The organism is Methylophaga sp. UBA4204, assembly GCF_002379485.1.
Taxonomy (GTDB): Bacteria; Pseudomonadota; Gammaproteobacteria; order Nitrosococcales; family Methylophagaceae; genus Methylophaga.
Genome location: NZ_DFTU01000079.1, coordinates 17,058 through 39,740 on the forward strand (window position 1 = coordinate 17,058; position 22,683 = coordinate 39,740).

Consider the following 22,683-nt stretch of genomic DNA (forward strand, 5'->3'; position numbering starts at 1 on the left):
CAGATAGACCAGCTTCATCAGTATTGCCACCATCACTGTCTGTTACACTTATCCGCAGAGCATTATCTGTTCCGGTTTCTTTAGAAGAGAGAACCAGACGAGCACCATCGTCACCAGTAACAATTGTCGCAGAGACACCGGTGTTATCAGCTGCATCATTAATTGCATCACGTATACCAGCCAAAGTGTTATTGCTACTATCAATTGTTAACGCAAAACTCTCAGATCCAATATTGATATTAAGCGTACCCTCACCAACGACGGTGTTGGAATCGGTGTAGGCTTGGGTAGCAATTTTATCCCTTTCTGCCAGCCTAACCACCTCAATATTGTAATTTCCAGCAACAGCACCATTTGAAACTGAACTGGTAAAAACAGAATCACTTCCACTAGTGGCTTGATATACCTGAAACTTCTCAGGTGAATTAAGATTAGCCATTGCTGATTGAAAATCAGCAACTTTACTCTTTAGCGAGCCATAAGCACTTATCTGAGCATTAATAAATGACTTTTTAGACGTTAAGTTGTCGATAGGCTGACGCTCAATCTCCATCAACTTAGTGACAATATCGTTTACATCTAAGCCAGACCCGATGCCTGGTGCTTGTATTGTAGCCATGATAACGCTCCCGATTAGTGTGTAATTTTAAGCAAATTACACGCCAATCAAACTCTCATCTCCAGCAACATGCCGCGATATTCTTCCAAAGAGCTACGAACGACTAATAACTCTTCAGCGGGTATTTGTCTGATTAATTCATCCGTTTCAGAATCAATCACTTTAATAACCGTATCGCCACTTTTATCATCTACTGAAAATTGTAAAGAACGATTCAAGTTTTGCATGTAGCTATTAAGCTCAACTACTCTCTCCTGAATCGCTGCTAATTGCTCTTCCGTGGCTTCCAGCTGTTTGGATAGCATCTTCGGTTGAGCCAATGGATTGACTCGTTGTGTTGAAGCAAGCCCTGAAACAACTTCAGCAGGAACATTACTGCCCTGCTGAATATTGCCAGAATTTGGTAATGACAACGAATCAGTTTTAACTGTTAAATCGTTGGTAGTCATTCCTTCATCCTCCAAGAATATCGGGTAAGCTTTTCCCGGCTATTTGCCGGGAAAGCCTCCCGGTAACTTATCCGAGTAATGAAAGTGCTGTCTGAGGCAGGGTATTAGCCTGCGCCAGGATTGAAACACCAGCCTGTTGCAAAATTTGCGAACGCGTCAGGTTAGCTGTTTCAACAGCAAAGTCAGCATCTTGGATACGGCTCCGTGCTGCAGTCAGGTTTTCTGCATAGTTTTGCAGGTTAGAGATAACCGCTTCAAAACGATTTTGCAGAGCACCGTATGTGGCACGTGATTGGTTAACAGTATCCAGAGCGGTACTCAAGTTAGCAAGTGCTCCAGAAGCCGCACCAGCAGTACTTACGTCAATTGTACCTGTTGCCGCCAAATCAGCTGAATAGCCGGCAATAGCAGTCATACTAACAGTTGATACCGACAATTGATTTGTTGCAGCACCACTTGCACCGACTTGGAATGTCAATGAGTTGGCAGCACTCAGCAGACCATTACCGGCAAATTCAGTAGTCTGAATAATACGTGAGATTTCTTGAGTTAACTGGTTAACCTCAGCTTGGATACCTGTACGGTTACCGGTGGTGGCGTTGGCAGACTGTACCGCTAGCTCACGGATACGTTGCAAGTTATTACCAATTTCACCTAATGCACCCTCAGCAGTTTGACCGAGGGAAATACCATCAGATGCATTACGAACTGCTTGGTTGGTACCACGAATATCACGAGTCAGCTGTTCAGCGATGAACAAACCGGCTGCATCGTCTTTCGCGCTGTTGATACGCAGACCAGATGATAAACGTTGCAGTGATTGATTCAGACTGCCTTGTGATGCTTCAAGATTACGCTGTGCATTTAATGATGCCAGATTCGAGTTAACAATAACCGCCATGAGAATTCTCCTAGGCTTTTAAGGGCATTTTGCCCCACTAAACATGGCGGACAGACTGTGGAAAACCCAGTATTTACCGCCTCCGAAATGTTTAGCGACCTGCGATTATTTTTCTTTAATCTTTTTTTCAAATAAACCAGAATCCACCCAAAGCATGTCTTTCCAGGAACTTTGAAGCCATCATAATTAGCCCTGCAATAGGGTTAATGCACTCTGTGGCAAACTGTTGGCCTGTGCCAGAATTGATGTACCTGCCTGCTGCAGTATCTGAGCACGAGTCAATCGGGCTGTTTCAGCCGCAAAATCGGCATCTTCAATCCGACTACGTGCAGCAGTCAAATTCTCGGCATAATTCTGCAGATTAGATATAACGGCTTCAAATCTGTTCTGCAAAGCACCGTAGGTTGCACGAGTCTGGTTAACCGTATCAATATCAGTTGATAATCCTGATAATGCTGCAGAGGCATTTGACGCATCACTAACATTGATTGTTCCGGTTGCAGTTAGGTCTAATGAATAACCACCAATACCGGTAATATTAACCGTATCCAGAGTCACTTGGTTATTTGTTGAACCACTGGCACCAACCTGGAAGACCAGAGAGGTTGCCCCACTTAATAGCTTGGTTCCACTAAACTCAGTGGTTTGAACAATACGCGAAATTTCCTGGGTCAACTGATCTACTTCTTTTTGTAAACCGCTGCGATCACCAACCGTTGCGTTTGACGCCTGGATAGCAATTTCACGAATCCGCTGAAGATTGTTGGCTACCTGGCCTAACGCACCCTCAGCAGTCTGTCCTAATGAAATACCATCTGCTGCATTACGAACAGCTTGGTTTGTTCCCCGAATATCTCGAGTAAGTTGTTGAGCCACAAAAAGACCAGCAGCATCATCTTTGGCGCTGTTAACTCGCAAACCAGAGGATAAACGTTGTAAAGCTGTATTCAGATCATTTTGCGAAGTGCTCAGGTTACGCTGAGCATTCAAAGATGCCAGATTACTATTGACGATTAGTGCCATAACACTCTCCCTAATTGAGCGATTCTATTCAGAACCTGCCGGCGTTCCGAACAGGTATGAATTCAACTAAGCAGTGTTCGTGCCAATAATCTTTATTTTTTCAATATGGTAAGCGTAAACCTAGAAAAATAAAGGGCCAAACTGGCCCTATAGATTTGGTATTAATTTCTTGTCAGAGCCTCAAGCCATTCATCCAGATGATCCTCAAGCATGTAATGCTTGAGAACCCATGCCTTTAACGCTGAACCGGCATCAGCTAATGCCGCTTTATCGGCCAATATTTGCCGGATTGCCGCCACCCATTCATCTACTTGATTTTGCACATAAATAACTGGGGGATTGTTGGTACGATACGGATAAATATCGGTACAGATAACCGGCCAGCCTAATACTCCATACTCTAATAACCGTAGATTACTTTTTGATTCATTAAAAGGATGTAGTTCCAGTGGCGCGATAGCCAGATCCAGATTCAAGCTGGCAAGTTTTGCAGGGTAATCGGCAATTGGTACAAAATGATGATACTCATGGACATAAGGCTTAATATTTTCTGGACACATGCCCATAAATATCCAATCCACCTCATCTGCAGTCGCCTTAACTACTTCAAACATTATGGCCAGATCACCTTGATGCTGCTGCGCGCCAGCCCATCCCACACGTGGCTTGATACCTTGGTTAGATAGTGAACTAAGTGATAGCCATGGTTCTTTTGGTAGTCGATTAGGAACCACTCTTATATCATCAATCATTCCAACACAAAGGTCTGCTAAAGGTTGTGTAGAGACAATTAAACGATCTGAGGATTGTAATGCACGGCGCATCCTAGATTTTGCGTCAGCAAAATGACGCTTTATTTCTTTATAGGCTGAACTCTGCTCCGGCACGTTAGTAAGTAAATCATCAATACTATAAACCCGGAAAACCTCGGGTAAAAATTCTTTAAGCTGGTCTAATTGTTTAAGTTGGAGATCATTTAAAGCGGCATGAAACACCACTGTCTCCGGTGCAATGCGAGCATATTCCGAGATCATAATCGGTTTGGTGAAATTATGATTAAATCGATAATATTCACATTGTGCCAATGCTGCATGACTAAGAGCACTAAAAGGTTGAATCACTCTGTAATCACCACTTCCACCAGCTAATGGCAGCCCAAGCACACGATTTCTATCATGAAAATTGGTATCCCAATTAGTGGGCATTTGGGCTTCGATTTGGATTTCTCTGGTTGCAAGAGTCAAATGACGGTTAAAGTAAGGATCATTGGCTATCTGAGGAAGCCACTTTTTCAACATAAATGTTTTTTCACGCAGAAATCTTCGGGAATTTTCGTCAGCTCTTGGAGAAAATTCGCTTATTTGACTGACACTTCCGTGATGGACTAAGACTGTATAAGGAGTCCAAGTCACTAAGTATCCCTTTTCCCGTACCTCTAGACATAAATCAATATCGTTATAGGAAATAGCCAGATTTTCCTCGTCCATCCCCCCGACATCATCATAAATAGATTTTCGAATCATCAAACAGGCAGCTGTTACAGCAGAAAAGTTTTGATCTAAATGTGCGCGGTCCATATAGCCTGATTCGTGTATATCCCGCACTCCTAAGAAAAGATGATCCGCAACACTATCCATGCCCAAAATAACACCCGCATGCTGCACTAATCCTGACTCGGGGTAAACTAAACGTGCTCCGACAATGCCAACATCCGGCCGTTGTGCATGTCTGACCATTCTATCTAACCATTCGGCGTGCAAAATTTCCGTATCATTATTTAAGAACAGTAAATATTCGCCGTTTGCCTCTTTTGCGGCTAAGTTGCTTATTGCTGCATAATTAAATGGGTAGGGATATTCCAGTCGCCTAACCCGCTCACCGTAGTTTGCTTGAAGCACATTAATATATTCCAAAATATCTGGATCTTCGCTTTGGTTATCGACAATAATCAGCTCAAAGTTTGAATAAGTCGTTTTCAGAAGCAGAGAATCAACGCATGGTCGGAGATACTCAATTTTATCTTTTGTTGGAATAATGATAGAAACTAGAGGTGATACAGGCCACTCATACTCTACTCGAACGCTATTTTGTGCCAGCCCTGGTTCTAGGTATGCATTTATACCCAAACGCTTTAAATGCTGTTCTACAGCCATCTGCATTGTGGGTTGGTTCATTTGCCCTTGAATCGTTTCTGGAAGGTGAATCAACACATCACTAATATGACCTATTGCAGAAGATCCTAACAATTCAAAGGCTTTAAACGTGAGGCCATAATTTTCATGCGCAGGCAACATGTCAAATCCGCCTAAACTTCTGAACAGGTTACTCTCGCACAGCACTAAACCTGCATAATCTTTGCTTCTCAACATATCGAGATTAAAGTCCGGCTTAAACCGTGGAGTGTGCCTTGTTCCATTAGCGGAAATTAAATCATCATCGCTGTAGAATAATTTTTGCTGTGGATATTGATCAATATAGTCTCCCATACTCAAAAATGTATGCGCTTCAAACTGCACACCTGCCGGTACAAACATGGCCCAACCATCTGACTGCTTCATTATCAAATTATTCAGAAAAACGTATGGGTCTTGTTCAGCAGGGAAACTTTGCCACTCCAACACATCCAGCTCATCAAACATCACATCGGGTGCAAGTCCATCAGCAATAACCGTTAGCTTCCAATTGTGATAGAACTGTTTTGCAAGTGAGTCAATGGTATTCGCTAAAAGATTTTCCTCCCCCTCAAACATAAACATATACAAATGGAATGTTGGCTGAACTGACCAACTCATCATTCTTTCTGCATGAAGTTGGGCATCAATTTCTAGTAAGGCATGATTTTTAATCCAACGTTGATAATCAATATTTAACTGCCACTCATAAATTTCTGATCGGAGTTGAAGTGCAAGGGCTTTTTGCTCGACGATCTGTTTGTGATCAAGCAGGGCTTTCATTAAATCATGGAGCTCAACGGCATCCTCAGGACTGATTGCATTTTTATAGCGCTGAACAATTGCATCGAAGGCCGCTTTACACACAGTGATTAAAAACAGTTCTCTATCTTCTGCAGAAGAGAAAATATTTCTCCTCTTTTCCAACATTGACCGTGCAAGTGACAGTAATGGTAGTCCCGTCTGATTCTGTACAGGAAAAAGTTGACTGTTAATCAGGTCACGGATTTTTTCCGCTTGAGGGTTGATATGCTGCGGTTGAATATTTTTAAAACAAAACTGACAAATTTGCTCAATTTCCTTTAGATTCAGCAGCTCCTCACCTTCAGTGGATAAAATATCAAACAGCAATTCTTTCAATGCGGATTCAGTGAATTCATAGCCTAACGATTTCATCCAGTTGACTAAATCAGCCTCTTGAAACAACGTCAACTGAGCATAGGTAGCCACTTTAAGTAAGACCACAAGCACGACGCGTTTAATGTTGTCTCTTTTGGCTTCAATGGGCACCCCAAAGCTCTCTGCATAACGTTGACCTTCTGTATGGGTCAACCAGTCAGCCGTGTTCAATAAGCTCCCCGGAGAAAGTTTGAACATGGAGGTTGCAAGTGCCATAAACACATTTATATAGTTGGGATTGGGGGTTGTTTTGATATACCAATGACGTTCAGCTGGCTCTTCCAAAAAAGCCACACTGTTTTGCACATGTAAGGCTGTCATTTGAGCGTCATGTCGTCGCCAGACACCACCCATTGTGCCGGTATAACAGCCGATACCATATTTATCTTCTAGTAGTTTCAAGACAAATTGTTCACCTACTTGCTTTAATGGTGACGCCACTAAAGCCTCATATCCATATTGCAAGCATTCGGTTCGGAACGCCGCCATATGCAAGGGAACAAAGTTGAATATAGTCAGGAAAGGACCGATAAAAAGAGGGCCGGAACGATCCGGGGAAAACGGAAAACGATTGTGATCGTATCGCGTTTTGGTTTGCTCTATATATTGTTGCCAGTTAAAAAAAACAAACGGACTTTCAGGATGAATTTTAAATTGCTCAAGTGCATCCTCAACAAAGTTATGCTCTAGAAAATCATCAGCCTGAAGGAAGGAAAAATATTGGCTATTCGCTTGTCGAATTGCATAAATGCTATTTGCCGTACCACCAATATTTTTTTCATGGACAAACAATGACACTCGAGGATCTTCAAGATAGGGTTCGATCACCTCAAACGTATTGTCGGTTGAACCATTATCGTAAATCATTAACTTCCAATGCGGGGAAGTTTGATTGATAACCGACTCAAGTGCCTCACCTATAAAATGTCCATAGTTATAACTGGTGATGCCGATGGTTAATATTCCGTCCTGCTTTATTGTTGTCATTGTTTCTTCCTGAGGTGGTATCTGATGTTGGACTATATGAGTTTACTTTCTCAACAGATAACCATCTGGCGATCCTGTCAGCACCACTTTATGTTCTAATTCTTTATCCATTTCAAACATCAGTCTTTCTCCATCTGCTGCTTCAACTGATTCCGTTTCAAGTTTTTTCAGATAGGCCCAAACAGCCGTTTTGGGATTATTTCCCTTTCCCCAGGGGCGTTGAGACGTCATATCGTCTGGAGCATCCTCTATTACCGTATCACCTACCATGCAATAACTGCCCGGACTCACTAAGGGGGCATAAGCTTCAAGCTCGGCTAAAACATGATCATGCGTATGATTACTATCAAGACACACCATGATCCTTTTGTAATCTTTCGCAAACTCTTTTACCTGAGCAATAATGCTCTCATCAATGCTTGAGCCTTCTAGCATGGTAATTTTTTTACTCAAGGGATGACTGGCCAAAGCGACTTTATTATGGGGTCTGATTTCAACATCTATTCCCAGCACATGGCCTTTGTCTATTTCGTCACATGCTTCCAGAATAGCGAGCATTGATGCACTATGGATCAAGGTTCCTCCCCAAGCGATACCGGCTTCGATTATCAAGTCGGGTTTCACCTTCCAGATAATTTCCTGAAGAGCATATAAATCCTGAGGTATCTGGATTATCGGCACACCTAACCAGGTAAAGTTATAAACATAATCTGCTTTTCCAATGCCAATCTGGTTAAAAAACTCTTGAGAGGCTGATTGTAATGGTTGATTGTCAGGATATTGACGGACACGATCGGTAATATCTTGTTTAAATTGTTCTAACGGCGTTTTTTCCATGCTTTTTTTAACCTTTAATTACAATCGCTATCGTCTATACGTGACAGTACAAAACAAAATCACCAAAAAGCGGGGCATGCTGACGTAAACGGAATTGATATTCTGGAACAAGTTGTCTGACATACTCAGCAATCTCATAAAGATCGCTTGGATAGTGATATACACACAATGCCATTTTGGGTTTATATTTCTTGATCGTTTCTTCAGCGCCCCTGAGGAGAGGCATTTCCATCCCTTCAACATCCGCCTTTAAAAATGTAATGGGTTTTCCTGCAAGATAAGCATCTAAGGTCCATACTGCTGAGCTAATACGCTCATCAATTTCTGTAGCCTCATCTGGAGCCTCGGCTAAACCATGGCGAAGCGGATCATCATTTACAAAAGTACAATTCATACGTCCTTGTTCAGAGGAAAGACCGGCTTTTACTAATGAAACCTTGCTTTCATCAATAGCCCATTCCTGCACTAACCTTTCCATTCTTTTGGTCATTGCTACAAACTGTTTATAGCCTGGCTCAAACGCATAAAGATGTCTGAAAGTCCCCAGGTTTTCCCAAATAAACCTTTCTACACTATCGCCAACAAACGCACCTGCATCGACAAATATTTCATCAAAATTGCCAGAAAATTCAGGCAAGCCAAAATACATGTCTTTTTCCATCACTTGCAGGCAACTATCAACCGAACCGGTCAACATGGCGATGAGCAAGGCATTAAAGGTTTCGATGGACTTTTCATCCTGAAAAAAATTATCTCTAACACTCGCTAATCTAGCGTAATTTTTTACCACAAAATACCCATCAAATGACATGACAGGGAAATCATAATTGCTCATTTCATCAGCAACCTGTTTCACTACATGTCTTGCTGCAATAAGCATGGCGGGGACTTTTTCTATTTCTGCTTGCTCAGGGTACTTAACTAAAACGTTATGTATTTTTGAACCTGTTTTTCTAGTATCTCTATCTAAAAAACCGTCCACTTTCACCCCAAGGTTCTGCAGATGCTCACACGCCCATGTGCCTACAAATCCAGCACCATAGATCACACCACCATTGATAAAATTTTGATCTATTTCATCCACTAGAGGGGCCAAGTTTTTAACTAGTTCAAGAACACCTTCCGATTTATATTTCATTTCATATTCCATTCTTGGCTTTTAGCATTTATTGCAATCGATAAATAGACCGAGGGGACCAACCCAGGGACAAAGCAGCATTTTCTATTTTTTCAGCATGTAAATATGGAGCGATAACCAGTAATGCTTCCGGCTGAATCTCATTCGGATCGTATATAGATTGCTGCTGAAAATGACTTTTCTGTTTTTGTTTACTGGCATCACACAACCGGTAGTCAATTCCGTTTAATTTCGGCAATAGACTGAATAATTGCGTTGAAAGCCCCCATATTGTCAGTTGAGAATGCTGCTTCGCTAAACTGATAAGTGTCTCTGCCTGGTCGTTCAGCGCACGCTGTGCAGAAGACACATAGTTTGCAATATTATCGGTTAGCTCAAATACAGCCGGGGAAGGACGCTCAGTTTTTTTGGCTAAAATCATCAGCGAAGGATACTCAAATTCCGGCGTCGGCAACATCGCTCTTTGACAGGAAACAATTTCAAAACCATGCAGGTTTAACGCGGTATTCAATGATTGTGCTGAATAATGGTAGATATGTTCACGAATGCCCATCCAGAATGCTGTGCCTATCGGTTGTTGGGCATAGTTTTCTGCATCTGGAACCTCAATCAATATATGTCCCTGGTCCATTAAAACGTTATGAGCATTTTTAAGAACAGAATCTAAATCATGAATATGTTCCAAGACATGAAAATACGTCAATAAACGCTGACTGCTAACGGTAAATGGCAACGATAAAGCGCCGCCAGTTTGAAAACTAATGGGTGAATTATCACTGTTATCCTGGCTAACAGGCATGCTTTTTAAATCCACATCCACCCCAATGCAGTTGGCTTGCCAACCTTGTTTATTTAGCCATTGCAAAAACCCGCCCCGACCACACCCAATATCCGTAATAGGTGTGTGTTCCAAACCAGCCTTCGCTAAAAAATCATAGTAGTGCTGATATTTAGTCACATTTTCGGGCGAAGTAATATCAAAATGGTCATTTTCAAAATAACTACATTCATTGGCATAAAATTGAGCCAGAGTCTCATCATCAATATTTGCGACATAGACTAATCCGCAGTTATCACAGCTATGCCATTGTGCGGTATAGTTAAAGATTGATGCATCAAGACCACTATATTCCCAATCGGTCAAATGATGGGTCTCTGCCAGGCAAGCTGGACAAATTTCATCTTTTCTCACGTACTTTACCTACTTGCATTTAACTTGGTTAGCAGCACTTCTTTGTAGCGATCGATATTATCCACCTGGGCGTATTTAATATGGCCACAGTTACGACAAATCGGGTTGGTCTTTCGCTGACCTTCCAAATGCAGAACTCTCAGCTCCAGCATTTTTTCAGAATTCCAGATTTGCTTTATGGTTTGCTGCTTTAAGTCGCCAATGACCAGTTTTTGATCCCAATCGGGACAGCACGCACTGATGGTTCCATCGGCATTCACGGCCATGGCGTAGAAAAGATAACTGCACACACTTTTTTCTTCGAGACTTTGCTGATATTGGCCTTGATCCATCTGCACCTCAAAGCCACTTCTTTCTTCAATATCAAATTCAGGCCAAATTGGGGCGATGCTTTCCACAAAAATTCGATCGCAATACTCGCCAAAAGTATCGTAAAACTCGCGTTGCTGCTCAGGGCTAAGGTAGTTACCAGGGACTTTTATGGTTACTTCACAATCACCTTTATTCGCATAAAGCCATTTGATTTTTCTGACGAATTCTGGAAAGTCTATTTTTACTTTTGCGTGTTGCAGATATTGCTCAGCATTAATGCCTTCCAATGAGATATTCAGACGGTCCAAACCCGCTGTAATCATTTTTGTCAGCAATTCTTCCGTAAATAAAGCGCCATTGGTGGCAAGATCAATATGTTGAACCCGTCCACTGTTTTTGGCTAAAGCAATCATTTCTGCAAGTTGTTTATTTAATAAAGGTTCACCGATCTTATTCATCCGCATGACTTTCAGTGGCTGCGAAAATTCGGCGAGCTCATCAATTAATTTTTCGAATAACCCCAACCCCATCAAACTTCGTTTGTAATCTGAGTTTTTAATCAAATCAATGTGACCAGTCGGACAAAACTGACAACGAAAGTTACAGGCACTGGAAGGATCGACATACAGCAGGAAAGGTGTTTCTAACGGAATCACATTCTGCAATTCAACCCTGTCTTCTGGATTGAGTTTTGATTTAACTTCAGCTTTCATTATTGACTCCAGCATTATTGGTTCGCTGATAACGTTCCGATGGTATCGCGTAAATTACAGCGCCTGTGCCACAACCACTATGTAGACGAAAAAAGAACTGGTAATTGTCTAATGTTTTAATTAACCACGCTGCCATTTTGTATAGTCCTAAACGGTTGTGATACGCCGTGCTTGTCACAATGGGTCGATGTTTACGCAATGTTTTTTCAGCCCCTTGCAACACATTCAACTCTTCCCCTTCCAAATGTAATTTCATGAAGGTTACCGGCACGTCAAAGGCATCAAATGTCTTAACACTAAGGCTAGTATCACCGATTTCGCTAAGCTGACATGCATATCCCGCGCCAGCAAAAAATTGACGCATCCCTGAAACATTTGACAAGGCTGTACCATACAGATGAACTTGGTCATGGTCTCGACTGATGAGTTTTGCCAGCTTCGACTTTATCAGGGACAGATTTTCAGGATCAGGTTCAAATATCCATAACGACTTATAGTGATAATTGAAAGCATCCAGAAGCAATAAAGACGTTTCTCCCTGGTGAGCACCAATATCAGCAATAACCTCTTGCTGATGCACGACGGACTTCACTTCTGGAATCAAATAGCGGTTCTCTGGTTGCATTTCAGCCCCAGCAAACAACCAATCTTGGCGAAGGTGCCGCCAGGCAATGAACTGAAGGTGGTAAGCACGAGACTGAGGATCATTCCACTGCTCCATCACAGTCGAAATCTGTTCCGCCTCTTCCGTTGATAGCTGAGCGCAAAACCAACCATTACTAAGTGGGTGCTTATCGCGATAAGCTTCGCTAATATCATAGAAGTGCACCACATCTTGCCACCCCTGTTCAGTCAATGTTTCCTGTAAATGAGAAAACACCGCATTAGCAACACATATAGCTAATAAAGATGAGTGTTTTAACTGTAATGGTACGTCTTCGGGAAGAAGTAAGGTTACATCTTGCCAAAAGGGATCCTGCTGATGCTGATCCGCTTGCTGATCCACCACAGCTTCAATTTTAATGCCCAGTCGATCACAATAAACTTTAGCCATCCTGCCCAAATTCCCGGCCCCGTAAAACACAAGTGGCTTATCCACATGACGGCTTGGATCGGCAAGCGTTTGCCTTACCAGTTGTTGCAGCAACTGTTTGACCATTGCCATATCGGGTAATGCATCAAATCGCCTCAGCATAAGGAAGCGACTCCTCCAGCCCATTTCGCAAGCAATTCATCCTGCGGAAAATATCGATGAAAATGTATTGCAGAGCCTTTGGTCTCCTCCATCATACTGGGACGCAAAAAATCATCTTCTGGGCGCTCAACAAAGCCATCATTTTTAAACAATTCTGCTTGCTGTTGACAGGATAAGAACCATTGAGCGGGGGTTTCGCCAAAAACGTTATCAAAAGCAATTGCCTGCTTTTGCATTTGCATTTGCATAGCCAAGTTGTATTGTTCATCAAAGGCTCGTTGCATTTTCCCTGATGCATGTCGGTCACGAACAAACGCCGACGCGTTTCCCCCCATTTCTGTTCGTTGTTGAGGATGCTGGTGTAGCCATAGAATGGCTTCAGCAAAACTCGCCTGATCATTGACCACCAGTCCGGTTTTACCGTGTTCCACAATTTCACATTCAGCCGGATTATTTAACACCACTGGCACGATGCCCATTGCCATTGCTTCCAGCAAGGCATTTTCATTCGTTCCATAGTGTCTCGGATTTTGTAGGTACGCCAAAACATTAATTTTATCTAAAGATTTGGCGACATCATGGATGTAACCAGTAAACATTAACAAATCAGTTCGGCCTAAACGCTTCGCTTGTGCCATCAACGTGTCGGCATTAAAGTCGTCGCCAATCATCGTCACTGTGAACGGTGTTAATTCAACCTTAGCCAGATAATAAATGTAGTCTGGATGCAATTTAGCGAAGTTAAAACTTCCAAGATAACCTACTGACAAGTTTTTTTGGGGATGACAGGCCGCCGATATAGGCCAATGTTCCAGACCATTATTACTATGAATAACTGCCAACTTCTTGTTATTTACTTCTAGCAGAGACTGTATTGATTCAGTCTGATAAGTGCAGGCTGACGTCATAATAAAGCGTGAAGATATTTCAACTAGTGCTTCAGGAATAATTTCATTATACAAACCGGAAACATGGCACCAAACCACCAGCCTCATTGGCAGATGACAGCATTTCAATAAAGCCGAAATCGTTTTTGGATGGCGCCACCATTCCAATTGTACAATGTCTGCCTCGGTTATCAGGTGTTTTAGCTGTTGTTCATCAGGTTCAACTATCACCTGATGGCCCGAAGCGATAATCAACTTTATAAAGTGATCTTTTTCAGCCTGCTCTAAACAAACAAACACATGTTCCACATGATGTTCCGATGGTTGGAGCAACCCTGATAATGCCCGTCCAACGCCTCCTCCCAGATGTGGAGTGAGGTGAATTACTTTCACTACCGACTCGCCAAATGTGCCTTGAATCGTTCGAGTAAGACAGGTTGGTAAGGATCAATATTGTCAGGCAGACAGTGCGTCAGCTGACCACAATTATTGCAGACAGGATGTTCGTTGCGTCTTCCTTCCAAGTGCTGAAGCCGTAAATCGTTAAACTCTGTCGAATTCCATATTTCTCTTAAGCTGTGCTCACGCACATCACCGACAATCAAGCGTCGCTCCCAATCAAGGAAACAAGAGCTGACCAATCCATCAGCATTGACTGACATACCATAAAATATGTAAGGGCAAGTATCAGTTCGGGTAATCGGTTGGTTATAAATGCCTTCTGTAATCTTTATTCCGGTTTTTTCTTCGACATCAAATTGTGGCCAACAAGGGGCAAAGTTTTCCAAGGAAATACGATCACAGTAATCGCCAAATACATCAAAAAATTCCTGTTGCTGTGCTTCAGTGATCAACTCTTTGGGAATTTTCATCACAATTTCACAATTGCCTTTATTGGCATATAACCATTTGACGTTTTCAACAAACTGTTCAAAATCAAAATTGAAATTGGTGAATTTTTTGTACTGCTCTTTGTTCATGCCATCAACAGAGATATTAATTTTATCTAAGCCGGCTTCAAGGATTGGCCCCATTCGCTCAGGGGTCATCAAAGAGCCATTGGTGGTGGTATCAATATAATCCACAAACGGGCTTTGTTTGGCGTAAGCGACCATCTTCGCCATTTCTTTATTTAATAATGGTTCGCCATCCTTATACATTCTCAGCACTTTTATCGGCTGACTAAAACCCGCCAGATCATCAATCACTTTTTGAAATACTTCGAACTTCATTCTGCCAACAAAACGGCCAGTATCTTTAATCAGATCTTTGTGGCCTGTTGGACAAAAAGTACATTCAAAATTACAAGCACTGGCAGGATCAACAAATAGGATCATCGGCGTAGCTAAAGGGATGACATCCTGTAAAGGAGTGCGCTCCTCCAGATTAATTCTAGGTTTAACTTCAGCTTTCATTTGTTTCCCCTAATCTCAAATAATTCAAGATATTATCCATTGTTTTAATTTGTCTGCATTACCCCAAAAAGCCATAGCTTCGTAATCTGGATATGGGTAATATCCTAGATTAAGTTCTATATTGCTTTGACGTGCAGTTATAAACCGTTTCACTAGTTCTAAAATAGTTATCGGCTCGCCACTACATATATTGAGGATACCGTTACATTCTTGTCGTTCTATGACTTTAAGCAAATAGTGCGCCACCGTTTCAACCGCCAGATAATCTCTTACCTGTTCACCTCCAGACATGTTAAAAACAGGATCGCCATTTTCAATCGCCTTCTCTAATTGAGATAACAGGCTGTTAGCATGTTGACCTGAGCCATACATATAAAACAAGCGACACCATTGCAGTGTAAAAGGTCGCTGTTTCTGCAAAGAAACCAGCCATTGCCGAAGATTATCTTTAGCCTGAGCATACGGAACATCTGGAAATACCGGCATAGATTCCGTGAGTTCTCCTTCTTTTTTGCCATATTCAAGGCAGGTTCCCGTCACCAGAATATGTTTGATTCCAGCCTCAATCATGGTTTGTAAAAACTGCTTATGTGCCGGTAAAACAACGTCCAGATGAAAGCTTTGTTGATAATTTGACAGACCACTCCACGCTAAATGAATAAGTACATCATGACTGGCTATTGTGTCAGGCCACTTAGTCTCGGGGTTCTCTATGTCAACTTCAATAATACCGACCTGATGCCCCCAATCCCTATTGAGAACATTCGATTTATCTCGTGTAATTACCGTAACCTGATGACCTTGTCCAAGCGCTTGAATGATTAAATGGGTTCCAATAAAACCGGTCGCGCCTGTCACCAGTAATTTCATGATGAAACTTGCAGTTCCGGAATTACCGTCACAAATTGGCCACCCCATTCTCGGATATGTGACTGTTGCTGTATCACCTCTTCAGCAATATTCCAGGGTAAAATCAGTACAAAATCCGGTTTTTTTAAGCTGATTTGGTCGGGAGCTAAAATCGGAATGTGCGAACCAGGAAGATATTTGCCTTGTTTTGATGCTGCAGCATCTACAACCAATGGCAGTAAATCAGTTGAGATACCAGCATAGTTGAGTAATGTATTACCTTTTGCTGCTGCACCGTACGCTATCACCGATTTATTCAATCGCTTTTGTTCGGTTAAAAATTCAATTAACTGTTGTTTAATGTGTTCGGCATACCCTTGGAATCCGGTATAGGTACTCAGGTTGGATAAACCAAACGTTTTTTCTTTTGCTAATAAATTGCTGACAGCCGTCTGTGTACTGCGTTTATCACCTGCATGGCAGGCATAAATTCGTAAGCTACCGCCATGGGTTGGTAGTGTTTCTACGTCAAAAACTCTTAATCCTTCCTTGTCAAAGATCTGACATACAGTGTTAAGAGAGAGGTAGGAAAAATGCTCATGGTAAACCGTATCAAACTGTCGATGCTGAATGAGCTGGAGCAAGTGTGGAAACTCTAGAGTAATGGTTCCATCATTTGTCAGCAGAGTCTTCAATCCCGCTGTGAAATCGTTTATATCCGGTACATGTGCATAAACGTTATTACCAACGATCAGGTCAGCCTGTTTACCTTGTTCAGTGAGTTCTTGTGCCAGTTGCTGACCAAAAAACTCACGAAGGATGGGGATCCCCAATTTTTCGGCATGGTCAGCAGTACTGTCAGTAGGCTCAATACCTAAACAAGGGATCGCTGCAGCCACGAAGTTTTTTAATAAATAACCATCGTTCGCCGCGACCTCGACAATCAAACTATTCTGATCCAGCTGCAGGCGTTGGATAATCTGATGACAGTAGCGTTCAGCATGCGATAACCAGCCCTGAGAAACTGAAGAAAAATAGGCGTAATCATTTGTAAACAATTTATCAGCCGCCGTGACATCTTCTGTCTGAACTAACCAACAGCGATCACACACATACAGTTTTAATGGAAATTTTGTTTCTTGCTGGGTGAGTTGCTCAGCCGTTAAATAGGCGTTCGAGGGTGGGGCAACGCCAAGATCCAGAAATATATGTGTTAATGGTATTTTACAATGCCGGCAATTCATCCAGATAAATCCTTTAACCACTTCGCCACTGTAGGTAATTCGGAATCTCTTACCGACAAGTTATTTACCGGCAGCGGCCAATCGATCGCTAAATCAGGATCTTGAACATGAACCCCCGCTTCAGCCGTTGCGGAATAAAAAGCGGTATGAAAGTAAATCAATTCACTTTCTGCCGCTAATGCCTGAAAACCGTGAGCACACCCTTCCGGAATGACGATCATCGTATCGTTTTCCTGACTTAATTCTTCTGCATGCCATTGGAGAAATGTTGGTGAGTCAGGCCGTAAATCCACCATCACATCCCATACAGCACCTTGAATACAACGGATAAACTTCATTTCCGCTTCAGGAGAGCGCTGATAATGCAGTCCCCTAACAGTCCCTCTAGTGGTTGTCCTGCTGAAGTTCACTTGTTTGATTTCGCGCTGGCCAAGGATAGGGGCCAATATTTTCTGACAAAACAATCTGGAAAACTCACCTCGCTGATCTGTAAAAGACGTTTGTTTGATTACAAAAGCGTCAGCTATATCCAGCGATATCCATTGCATTGTCATAGCCAGCAAACACCAGCTTTGTCGGCATCCTCAATGTAGTGTTGCCATTGAATTGCTGTAGCCACCAAACCTTCTTCAACTAATTTCTTGTACCAAAGCGCTGTATTTTCTGTGGCTTTATTTAAGTCCCAGACGGGTGTCCAACTTAATTGCTTACGTGCTTTGTCACTATTTATCCCCAGACAGATAGTCTCATGCTGTGCGTCTTGCTTTGCAATATGCCATGTAAATGCTGGCCAGTGAACATGAATAGACTCCAACACATCACTCACTGTGGCAATTTGCCCGGAAACCGGACCAAAATTCCAGGCCTGAGCACTAGATTGCTCTCCCTCCCATAATTTTTGTCCTAGTAACAAATAACCACTCAAGGAATCCAAAACATGTTGCCATGGTCTTGAGGATTCTGGAGACCGAACTTCTAACGGAATTTTTTTCGTGACACTTCTGACCGCATCAGGGATCAATCGATCTACCGACCAGTCTCCTCCACCAATAACATTCCCTGCCCGGGCAGAAGCTAATAAAACACCTTGCTGCTCAAAATAAGATTTTCGGTAGCTGTCAACCACCAGTTCTGTCGCCGCTTTGGAAGCACTGTAAGGATCATGACCGCCCAGACGATCGGATTCCGTGTATCCATCTTTTTTTTCATGATTCTCATAACACTTATCACTGGTGATAACCACAATGGCTTTCACCGAAGGTACGTGACGACATGCCTCTAACAGGTTAACCGTACCCATTACATTGGTTGACCAAGTATCGAGAGGCTCACTATAAGATATCCTGACAAGGGGTTGAGCCGCCAAGTGAAAAACCATGTCAGGCTGCCAGGCCGAAATAATTTCTGATAAAGTTTGATAATTACGGATATCAGTGAGCTTTTGTTCAATATCGAGCTTTAATAAAGCCCAATGATTGGGCTCAGTATCAGGCTCCAAAGCAATGCCATATAATTTGGCCCCCATTTGGGATAACCAAAATGTCAGCCAACTTCCTTTAAACCCGGTATGACCAGTGATTAATACTTTTTTATTACGATAAATATCAGCAAACATTACTCCCAAACCTTCCATGGAGCCGTGGTTTGCCATAAATTTTCCAGGCTGACTTTATCTCGGAGCGTATCCATTGCTTTCCAAAATCCCGTATGGCGATAGGCCATTAACGCCTGCTGATCTGCCAGTTTTTTTAGCGGTGATTCTTCCCATGCTGTCGTTGGACCTTCAATAAAATCCATAACTTCTGGTTCGAGCACAAAGAAGCCGCCATTGATCCATGAACCATCACCTGCTGGCTTTTCTTGAAACTGTTCAACTCTCTCACTATTCAAATTAAGTGCGCCGTATCGACCCGGCGGTTGAATAGCTGTAACTGTGGCTAATTTGCCGTGTGATTGATGAAACTCAATCAATTTTTGAATATTAATATTGGAAACGCCATCACCGTAAGTGAAGCAAAAGGTCTCATTGCCAATATAATCTCTTACTTTCTTCAAACGTCCACCCGTTTGGGTGTCTTCCCCTGTTTCAATCAACGTGATTTTCCAGGGTTCTACATGCTTTTCATGGACTTGCATTTCATTATTGGCCATATCAAAGGTCACATCTGACATGTGCAGGAAATAATTGGCGAAATATTCTTTTACGACATAGCCTTTGTAGCCCAGACAAATAATGAACTCATTCACACCGTAATGAGAATACTGTTTCATAATATGCCAGATAATCGGTTTGCCACCAATGGTAATCATCGGTTTGGGTTTTAGATGAGACTCTTCACTGATTCTGGTGCCTAATCCACCGGCAAGAATGACTGCTTTCATAGTTAATCTACTGTGATTAAGTTGCGTCTAAGTGTTTCACAAAAAGTTAAACAAAGATAACCCCTGCACTTTGACATAAACTTGCTGTGCTGCCTGTAAACCCACTGATTTTAAATTTAATTGTGTAATTGCCTCAGCATAGTCGAGATCTTCTATTTGAGAAAGCGTTGTGGTCATACTGAACTGTGAACTGTCATTGATTTCACGTTGTTGTTCTACTGCATTTTGCCGCGTACCAATGCGGGTACGGGCATCGAGAGAAGCATCCATGGCGTAGTCCATATTTGCGAGAAATTCGCCATCATTCGGTGCGGTACCTACCGTTCCGCTGGAAAGTGCAGCGGTAAAATCCTCAATGGTTTGGAAAATGGCCTGATTGGGCCCAGCGACTGTCTGAGTAATAAATAAATCATCGCCAGGTTCATTGATCGCAACCAGATAACCATCACTGACACGTAATTGTCGTTGTCCCCCATCCCCGTTATAGGCATAGGTTGTGGTATCAAATGGTTGCACATCAGATTGATAACCGGAAAACAGATATTCCCCATTTGAATCTGTCGTATTAGCCAAAGCGACCAGTGTTTCATTTAATTGATTTATTTCTTCGGCAATACCCCGACGTGATTCAGTACTATTGGTATCATTCAGCGCCTGCACTGCCAGCTCACGAATACGTTGCATGATATCTCCGGCGCTTTTTAATGTGCCATCTGTCGTGCTCAAGCGGCTATCAGCGACATCAGCATTGTCTTGATACTGCTGCGACAGACCGATTTGTCTTTGCAAATCCAGCATTTTGACGGCGCCAATGGGATCATCCGACGGTGTTTGAATCCGCTTACCTGATGAAACTTGTAATTGGGTTTTAGCCAATTCACTCTGTTGTCTCAGCATGGCCTCTAAGCCTTGTTGAGTTATGCTGTTTGTGGAGATACGCATGGGTGGTTAATCTCCTAAAATGCGTTAATTAACGAATTAAACACGGTATTCGATACTGTGATTATTTGCGAAGCCGCTTGATAGGCTTGCTGAAACTTGATCAGATTGGCCGCCTCTTCATCCAGATTGACCCCAGATACACTCTCAGAACGTTGACGGATCTGACTCACCAGCCCCGCTTGTGTTTCCTGAGAGACAGTTGCTTGATTAGTGCGAGTTGCCACTTGAGAAACGATTGAGCCATATTGATCATTGAATGAGCGAGAAATCACAGGAGGGCCGGGATTGAGTATCACGGTGGTCTTATCGGTTTGCAATGCCGCCATGGCCAGTGCATTTTCATTATTACCCACGCCTGGATCGGTGGTAGAGGATGCGGCAATTAATCGCGTATCCGTAATGTTCATACTTATAGTAGCGGCTGTCGTACCAGTAGCATCAAAGAAATCTGTGCCGGCATTGCCGTTTAGATCGACACCATTACTGTGAGCAGTATTAAATGCGGTCACGATCGATTCGGCTAATATGTCCAGTTCGGCACGCGTACTATCCACGACATCCGTTCTTGCCAGTATAGCACCGCCTATTTCACCGCCACTAAGCTGCTGGGTAATATTAATTTGTGAGGGACCATAACCGATAGCAATACGGGGGGGATTGGTACTATTGTCGGCAATCGTTGACAGTTCAACCCGGCTATTACGACCACAAGCCCTTGTCCATTACCGATAAAGACATTTACTGCACCGTTATCCTGCTCGACTACATTCACCGAGACCAATTCCGACAAGTCGCCAATCAATTTATCGCGTTTATCCAGCAAATCATTGGGGTTGTAACCAGCAGCCAGGGACTCAGAAATAGAGAGGTTTAAATCCTTTATCCCCTGAGAAAGCACATTGATGTCCTTGACTGACGCCGAGAGAGTGTTATCAATCTGTCTGTCCAACTCGCCCAGTTGACTGTCCATCGTATTAAACCGGTTGGCCAGCAAGTCACCTTGTGTAAGCATAACCTGTCTGGCGGCAATCGACGTTGGATCATTGGCAACTTCCTGAACAGAATTGAAAAACGCTTCCAACCCGCCACTGATACTTAGTGAAGAAGAGCCAAGCAGATCATCAACCTGTTTGGAAAATGTCAAAAAACCGTCTTGCTGAGATTCAGCAGAGGTATAGGTGCGTAGTTGATTGACCAGAAATTGATTGAAGATACGATCAACTCCGGTGACGCCAACACCATTGCCAATGTAGTAACCACCTTCAAAATTGGCTGGCTGTGTACCTTGATCGGTACGCTGACGCGAATACCCAGCCGTATTAACGTTACTGATGTTATTACTGGTGGTCGCTAATGCATTTTGGGCGGCTAATAACGCCGAACTACCGATATTCAGCATGCTCATTTAGATAATCCCCTGCGAGCTGTTTTCTAGGTTAATACCCCAGATTCTGAATATTTTTATGCGAAATCTGTGCCAGTGTATCGCCATTCATAATGCGTTTAATCTTGTCAGCATATTGCGGATCGGTTGCATAGCCGGCTTCATGCAATTTTTCTACAAAGGTTTCCGGATCACCAACATGTTTTAATGCTTCTCGGTAGCGGGGTTGCGACTGAAGGAAGCTGACATAATCCTCAAAACTTTGAGCATAATCATCGTAAGAACGAAAACGTGATTGCTCGGCTATGGGTTTACCATCACGATATTCAAGCGCATTTTTAGCAACGAAATCCCCATCCCATCGGCTATCCGCTTTAATGTTAAACAGGTTAAAACTGGATTGTCCCTCACCATCTTTTAAGACATATCGCCCCCAGCCGGTTTCAAGTGCCGCCTGAGACAAAATAACTTCAGGTGTCGTCCCCATTTTGTCGGCTGCCTGTTGTGCCAGTGGCCACAGGTGGTTAACAAACTCTTCAGGCGTTTTAAAGCGCTGGGGAAAGTTTTTGTGTTCCGTGCCGGATAAGATCTCTTTGCTATCTGCATCCTGAGCATTTTCATGAATTTCTTTCACTGCACGTCGTAAATCCTGTCGAATAGTCACCGTATCAATGCTAAACGTTTGCCCTGGCAAGGGCATATTCGCATTGGTATTTGTCTGACCACCTAATTGCCGAACAATGACATCCTGTAAACCAAGCCCTCCCCGTTGCGACAAATCCATTGCCAATTGCTGGTCGGCCATTTCACGATAGGTTTTGCTATGATTGGAATCGAAAATACCTTCTGCCAAACTCGCCTTGT

The 22,683-nt window shown here is 42.7% G+C and carries 21 protein-coding genes; all 21 read right to left on the reverse strand.

Annotated elements, in window-relative coordinates:
- Nucleotides 1-619: flagellar filament capping protein FliD (gene fliD, locus B3182_RS11520; RefSeq protein ID WP_292752819.1), on the reverse strand; the 619-nt coding region annotated here is incomplete at its 3' end.
- 47 nt (nucleotides 620-666) lie between these two features.
- Complete coding sequence (locus tag B3182_RS11525; protein WP_292356253.1) at nucleotides 667-1,068, reverse strand: flagellar protein FlaG; 402 nt, start codon at nucleotides 1,066-1,068, stop codon at nucleotides 667-669.
- Nucleotides 1,069-1,135: 67 nt separating this feature from the next.
- Complete coding sequence (locus tag B3182_RS11530) at nucleotides 1,136-1,969, reverse strand: flagellin (RefSeq protein WP_292356252.1); 834 nt, start codon at nucleotides 1,967-1,969, stop codon at nucleotides 1,136-1,138.
- Nucleotides 1,970-2,155: 186 nt separating this feature from the next.
- Nucleotides 2,156-2,992 carry a flagellin gene (locus B3182_RS11535; RefSeq protein ID WP_014707546.1) on the reverse strand — a complete coding sequence of 279 codons (837 nt, stop codon included), beginning with the start codon at nucleotides 2,990-2,992 and terminating at the stop codon, nucleotides 2,156-2,158.
- Between the two features lie 161 nt (nucleotides 2,993-3,153).
- Nucleotides 3,154-7,329: a glycosyltransferase gene (locus tag B3182_RS11540; protein ID WP_292356248.1), complete on the reverse strand. Its 4,176-nt coding sequence runs from the start codon at nucleotides 7,327-7,329 to the stop codon at nucleotides 3,154-3,156.
- A 42-nt stretch (nucleotides 7,330-7,371) separates the two neighbouring features.
- Complete coding sequence (locus tag B3182_RS11545) at nucleotides 7,372-8,166, reverse strand: cephalosporin hydroxylase family protein (protein ID WP_292356246.1); 795 nt, start codon at nucleotides 8,164-8,166, stop codon at nucleotides 7,372-7,374.
- A 34-nt stretch (nucleotides 8,167-8,200) separates the two neighbouring features.
- On the reverse strand, nucleotides 8,201-9,304 hold the full coding sequence (locus B3182_RS11550; RefSeq protein WP_292356244.1) for an FkbM family methyltransferase: 1,104 nt from the start codon (nucleotides 9,302-9,304) through the stop codon (nucleotides 8,201-8,203).
- Nucleotides 9,305-9,332: 28 nt separating this feature from the next.
- Nucleotides 9,333-10,496: a class I SAM-dependent methyltransferase gene (locus B3182_RS11555; RefSeq protein WP_292356242.1), complete on the reverse strand. Its 1,164-nt coding sequence runs from the start codon at nucleotides 10,494-10,496 to the stop codon at nucleotides 9,333-9,335.
- A 5-nt stretch (nucleotides 10,497-10,501) separates the two neighbouring features.
- Nucleotides 10,502-11,521 carry a radical SAM/SPASM domain-containing protein gene (locus B3182_RS11560; RefSeq protein WP_292356241.1) on the reverse strand — a complete coding sequence of 340 codons (1,020 nt, stop codon included), beginning with the start codon at nucleotides 11,519-11,521 and terminating at the stop codon, nucleotides 10,502-10,504.
- Entirely contained in the window at nucleotides 11,511-12,716 is a 1,206-nt protein-coding gene (locus B3182_RS11565) for an FkbM family methyltransferase (RefSeq protein ID WP_292356239.1), read from the reverse strand. The genes B3182_RS11560 and B3182_RS11565 overlap by 11 nt, the downstream gene beginning before the upstream one ends.
- Nucleotides 12,710-13,996, reverse strand: a complete 1,287-nt coding sequence (locus tag B3182_RS11570; RefSeq protein WP_292356238.1) for a glycosyltransferase family 4 protein — start codon at nucleotides 13,994-13,996, stop codon at nucleotides 12,710-12,712. Before B3182_RS11570 ends, B3182_RS11565 begins: the two co-directional genes overlap by 7 nt.
- Entirely contained in the window at nucleotides 13,996-15,018 is a 1,023-nt protein-coding gene (locus tag B3182_RS11575; protein WP_292356237.1) for a radical SAM protein, read from the reverse strand. The genes B3182_RS11570 and B3182_RS11575 overlap by 1 nt, the downstream gene beginning before the upstream one ends.
- Before the next feature lie 24 nt (nucleotides 15,019-15,042).
- Nucleotides 15,043-15,888, reverse strand: coding sequence for an NAD-dependent epimerase/dehydratase family protein (locus tag B3182_RS11580; RefSeq protein WP_292356236.1), 846 nt, complete (start codon nucleotides 15,886-15,888; stop codon nucleotides 15,043-15,045).
- Nucleotides 15,885-17,111 (reverse strand): class I SAM-dependent methyltransferase, encoded by a 1,227-nt coding sequence (locus tag B3182_RS11585; RefSeq protein WP_292356234.1) that lies wholly within the window; start codon nucleotides 17,109-17,111, stop codon nucleotides 15,885-15,887. The genes B3182_RS11580 and B3182_RS11585 overlap by 4 nt, the downstream gene beginning before the upstream one ends.
- On the reverse strand, nucleotides 17,108-17,665 hold the full coding sequence (locus B3182_RS11590) for a dTDP-4-dehydrorhamnose 3,5-epimerase family protein (protein ID WP_292740786.1): 558 nt from the start codon (nucleotides 17,663-17,665) through the stop codon (nucleotides 17,108-17,110). Before B3182_RS11590 ends, B3182_RS11585 begins: the two co-directional genes overlap by 4 nt.
- Nucleotides 17,662-18,762 carry a CDP-glucose 4,6-dehydratase gene (rfbG, locus tag B3182_RS11595; RefSeq protein ID WP_292356230.1) on the reverse strand — a complete coding sequence of 367 codons (1,101 nt, stop codon included), beginning with the start codon at nucleotides 18,760-18,762 and terminating at the stop codon, nucleotides 17,662-17,664. The genes B3182_RS11590 and rfbG overlap by 4 nt, the downstream gene beginning before the upstream one ends.
- Entirely contained in the window at nucleotides 18,726-19,493 is a 768-nt protein-coding gene (gene rfbF / locus B3182_RS11600; protein WP_292356229.1) for a glucose-1-phosphate cytidylyltransferase, read from the reverse strand. Before rfbF ends, rfbG begins: the two co-directional genes overlap by 37 nt.
- A gap of 36 nt (nucleotides 19,494-19,529) precedes the next feature.
- Nucleotides 19,530-20,435 carry a flagellar hook-associated protein FlgL gene (flgL, locus tag B3182_RS11605; protein ID WP_292356227.1) on the reverse strand — a complete coding sequence of 302 codons (906 nt, stop codon included), beginning with the start codon at nucleotides 20,433-20,435 and terminating at the stop codon, nucleotides 19,530-19,532.
- Between the two features lie 14 nt (nucleotides 20,436-20,449).
- Nucleotides 20,450-21,121, reverse strand: coding sequence for a FlgK family flagellar hook-associated protein (locus tag B3182_RS11610; RefSeq protein ID WP_414683345.1), 672 nt, complete (start codon nucleotides 21,119-21,121; stop codon nucleotides 20,450-20,452).
- Nucleotides 21,019-21,840, reverse strand: a complete 822-nt coding sequence (gene flgK / locus B3182_RS11615) for a flagellar hook-associated protein FlgK (RefSeq protein WP_292752825.1) — start codon at nucleotides 21,838-21,840, stop codon at nucleotides 21,019-21,021. Before flgK ends, B3182_RS11610 begins: the two co-directional genes overlap by 103 nt.
- Before the next feature lie 31 nt (nucleotides 21,841-21,871).
- A partial coding sequence (flgJ, locus tag B3182_RS11620; RefSeq protein WP_292752828.1) for a flagellar assembly peptidoglycan hydrolase FlgJ occupies nucleotides 21,872-22,683 on the reverse strand: 812 nt, incomplete at its 5' end.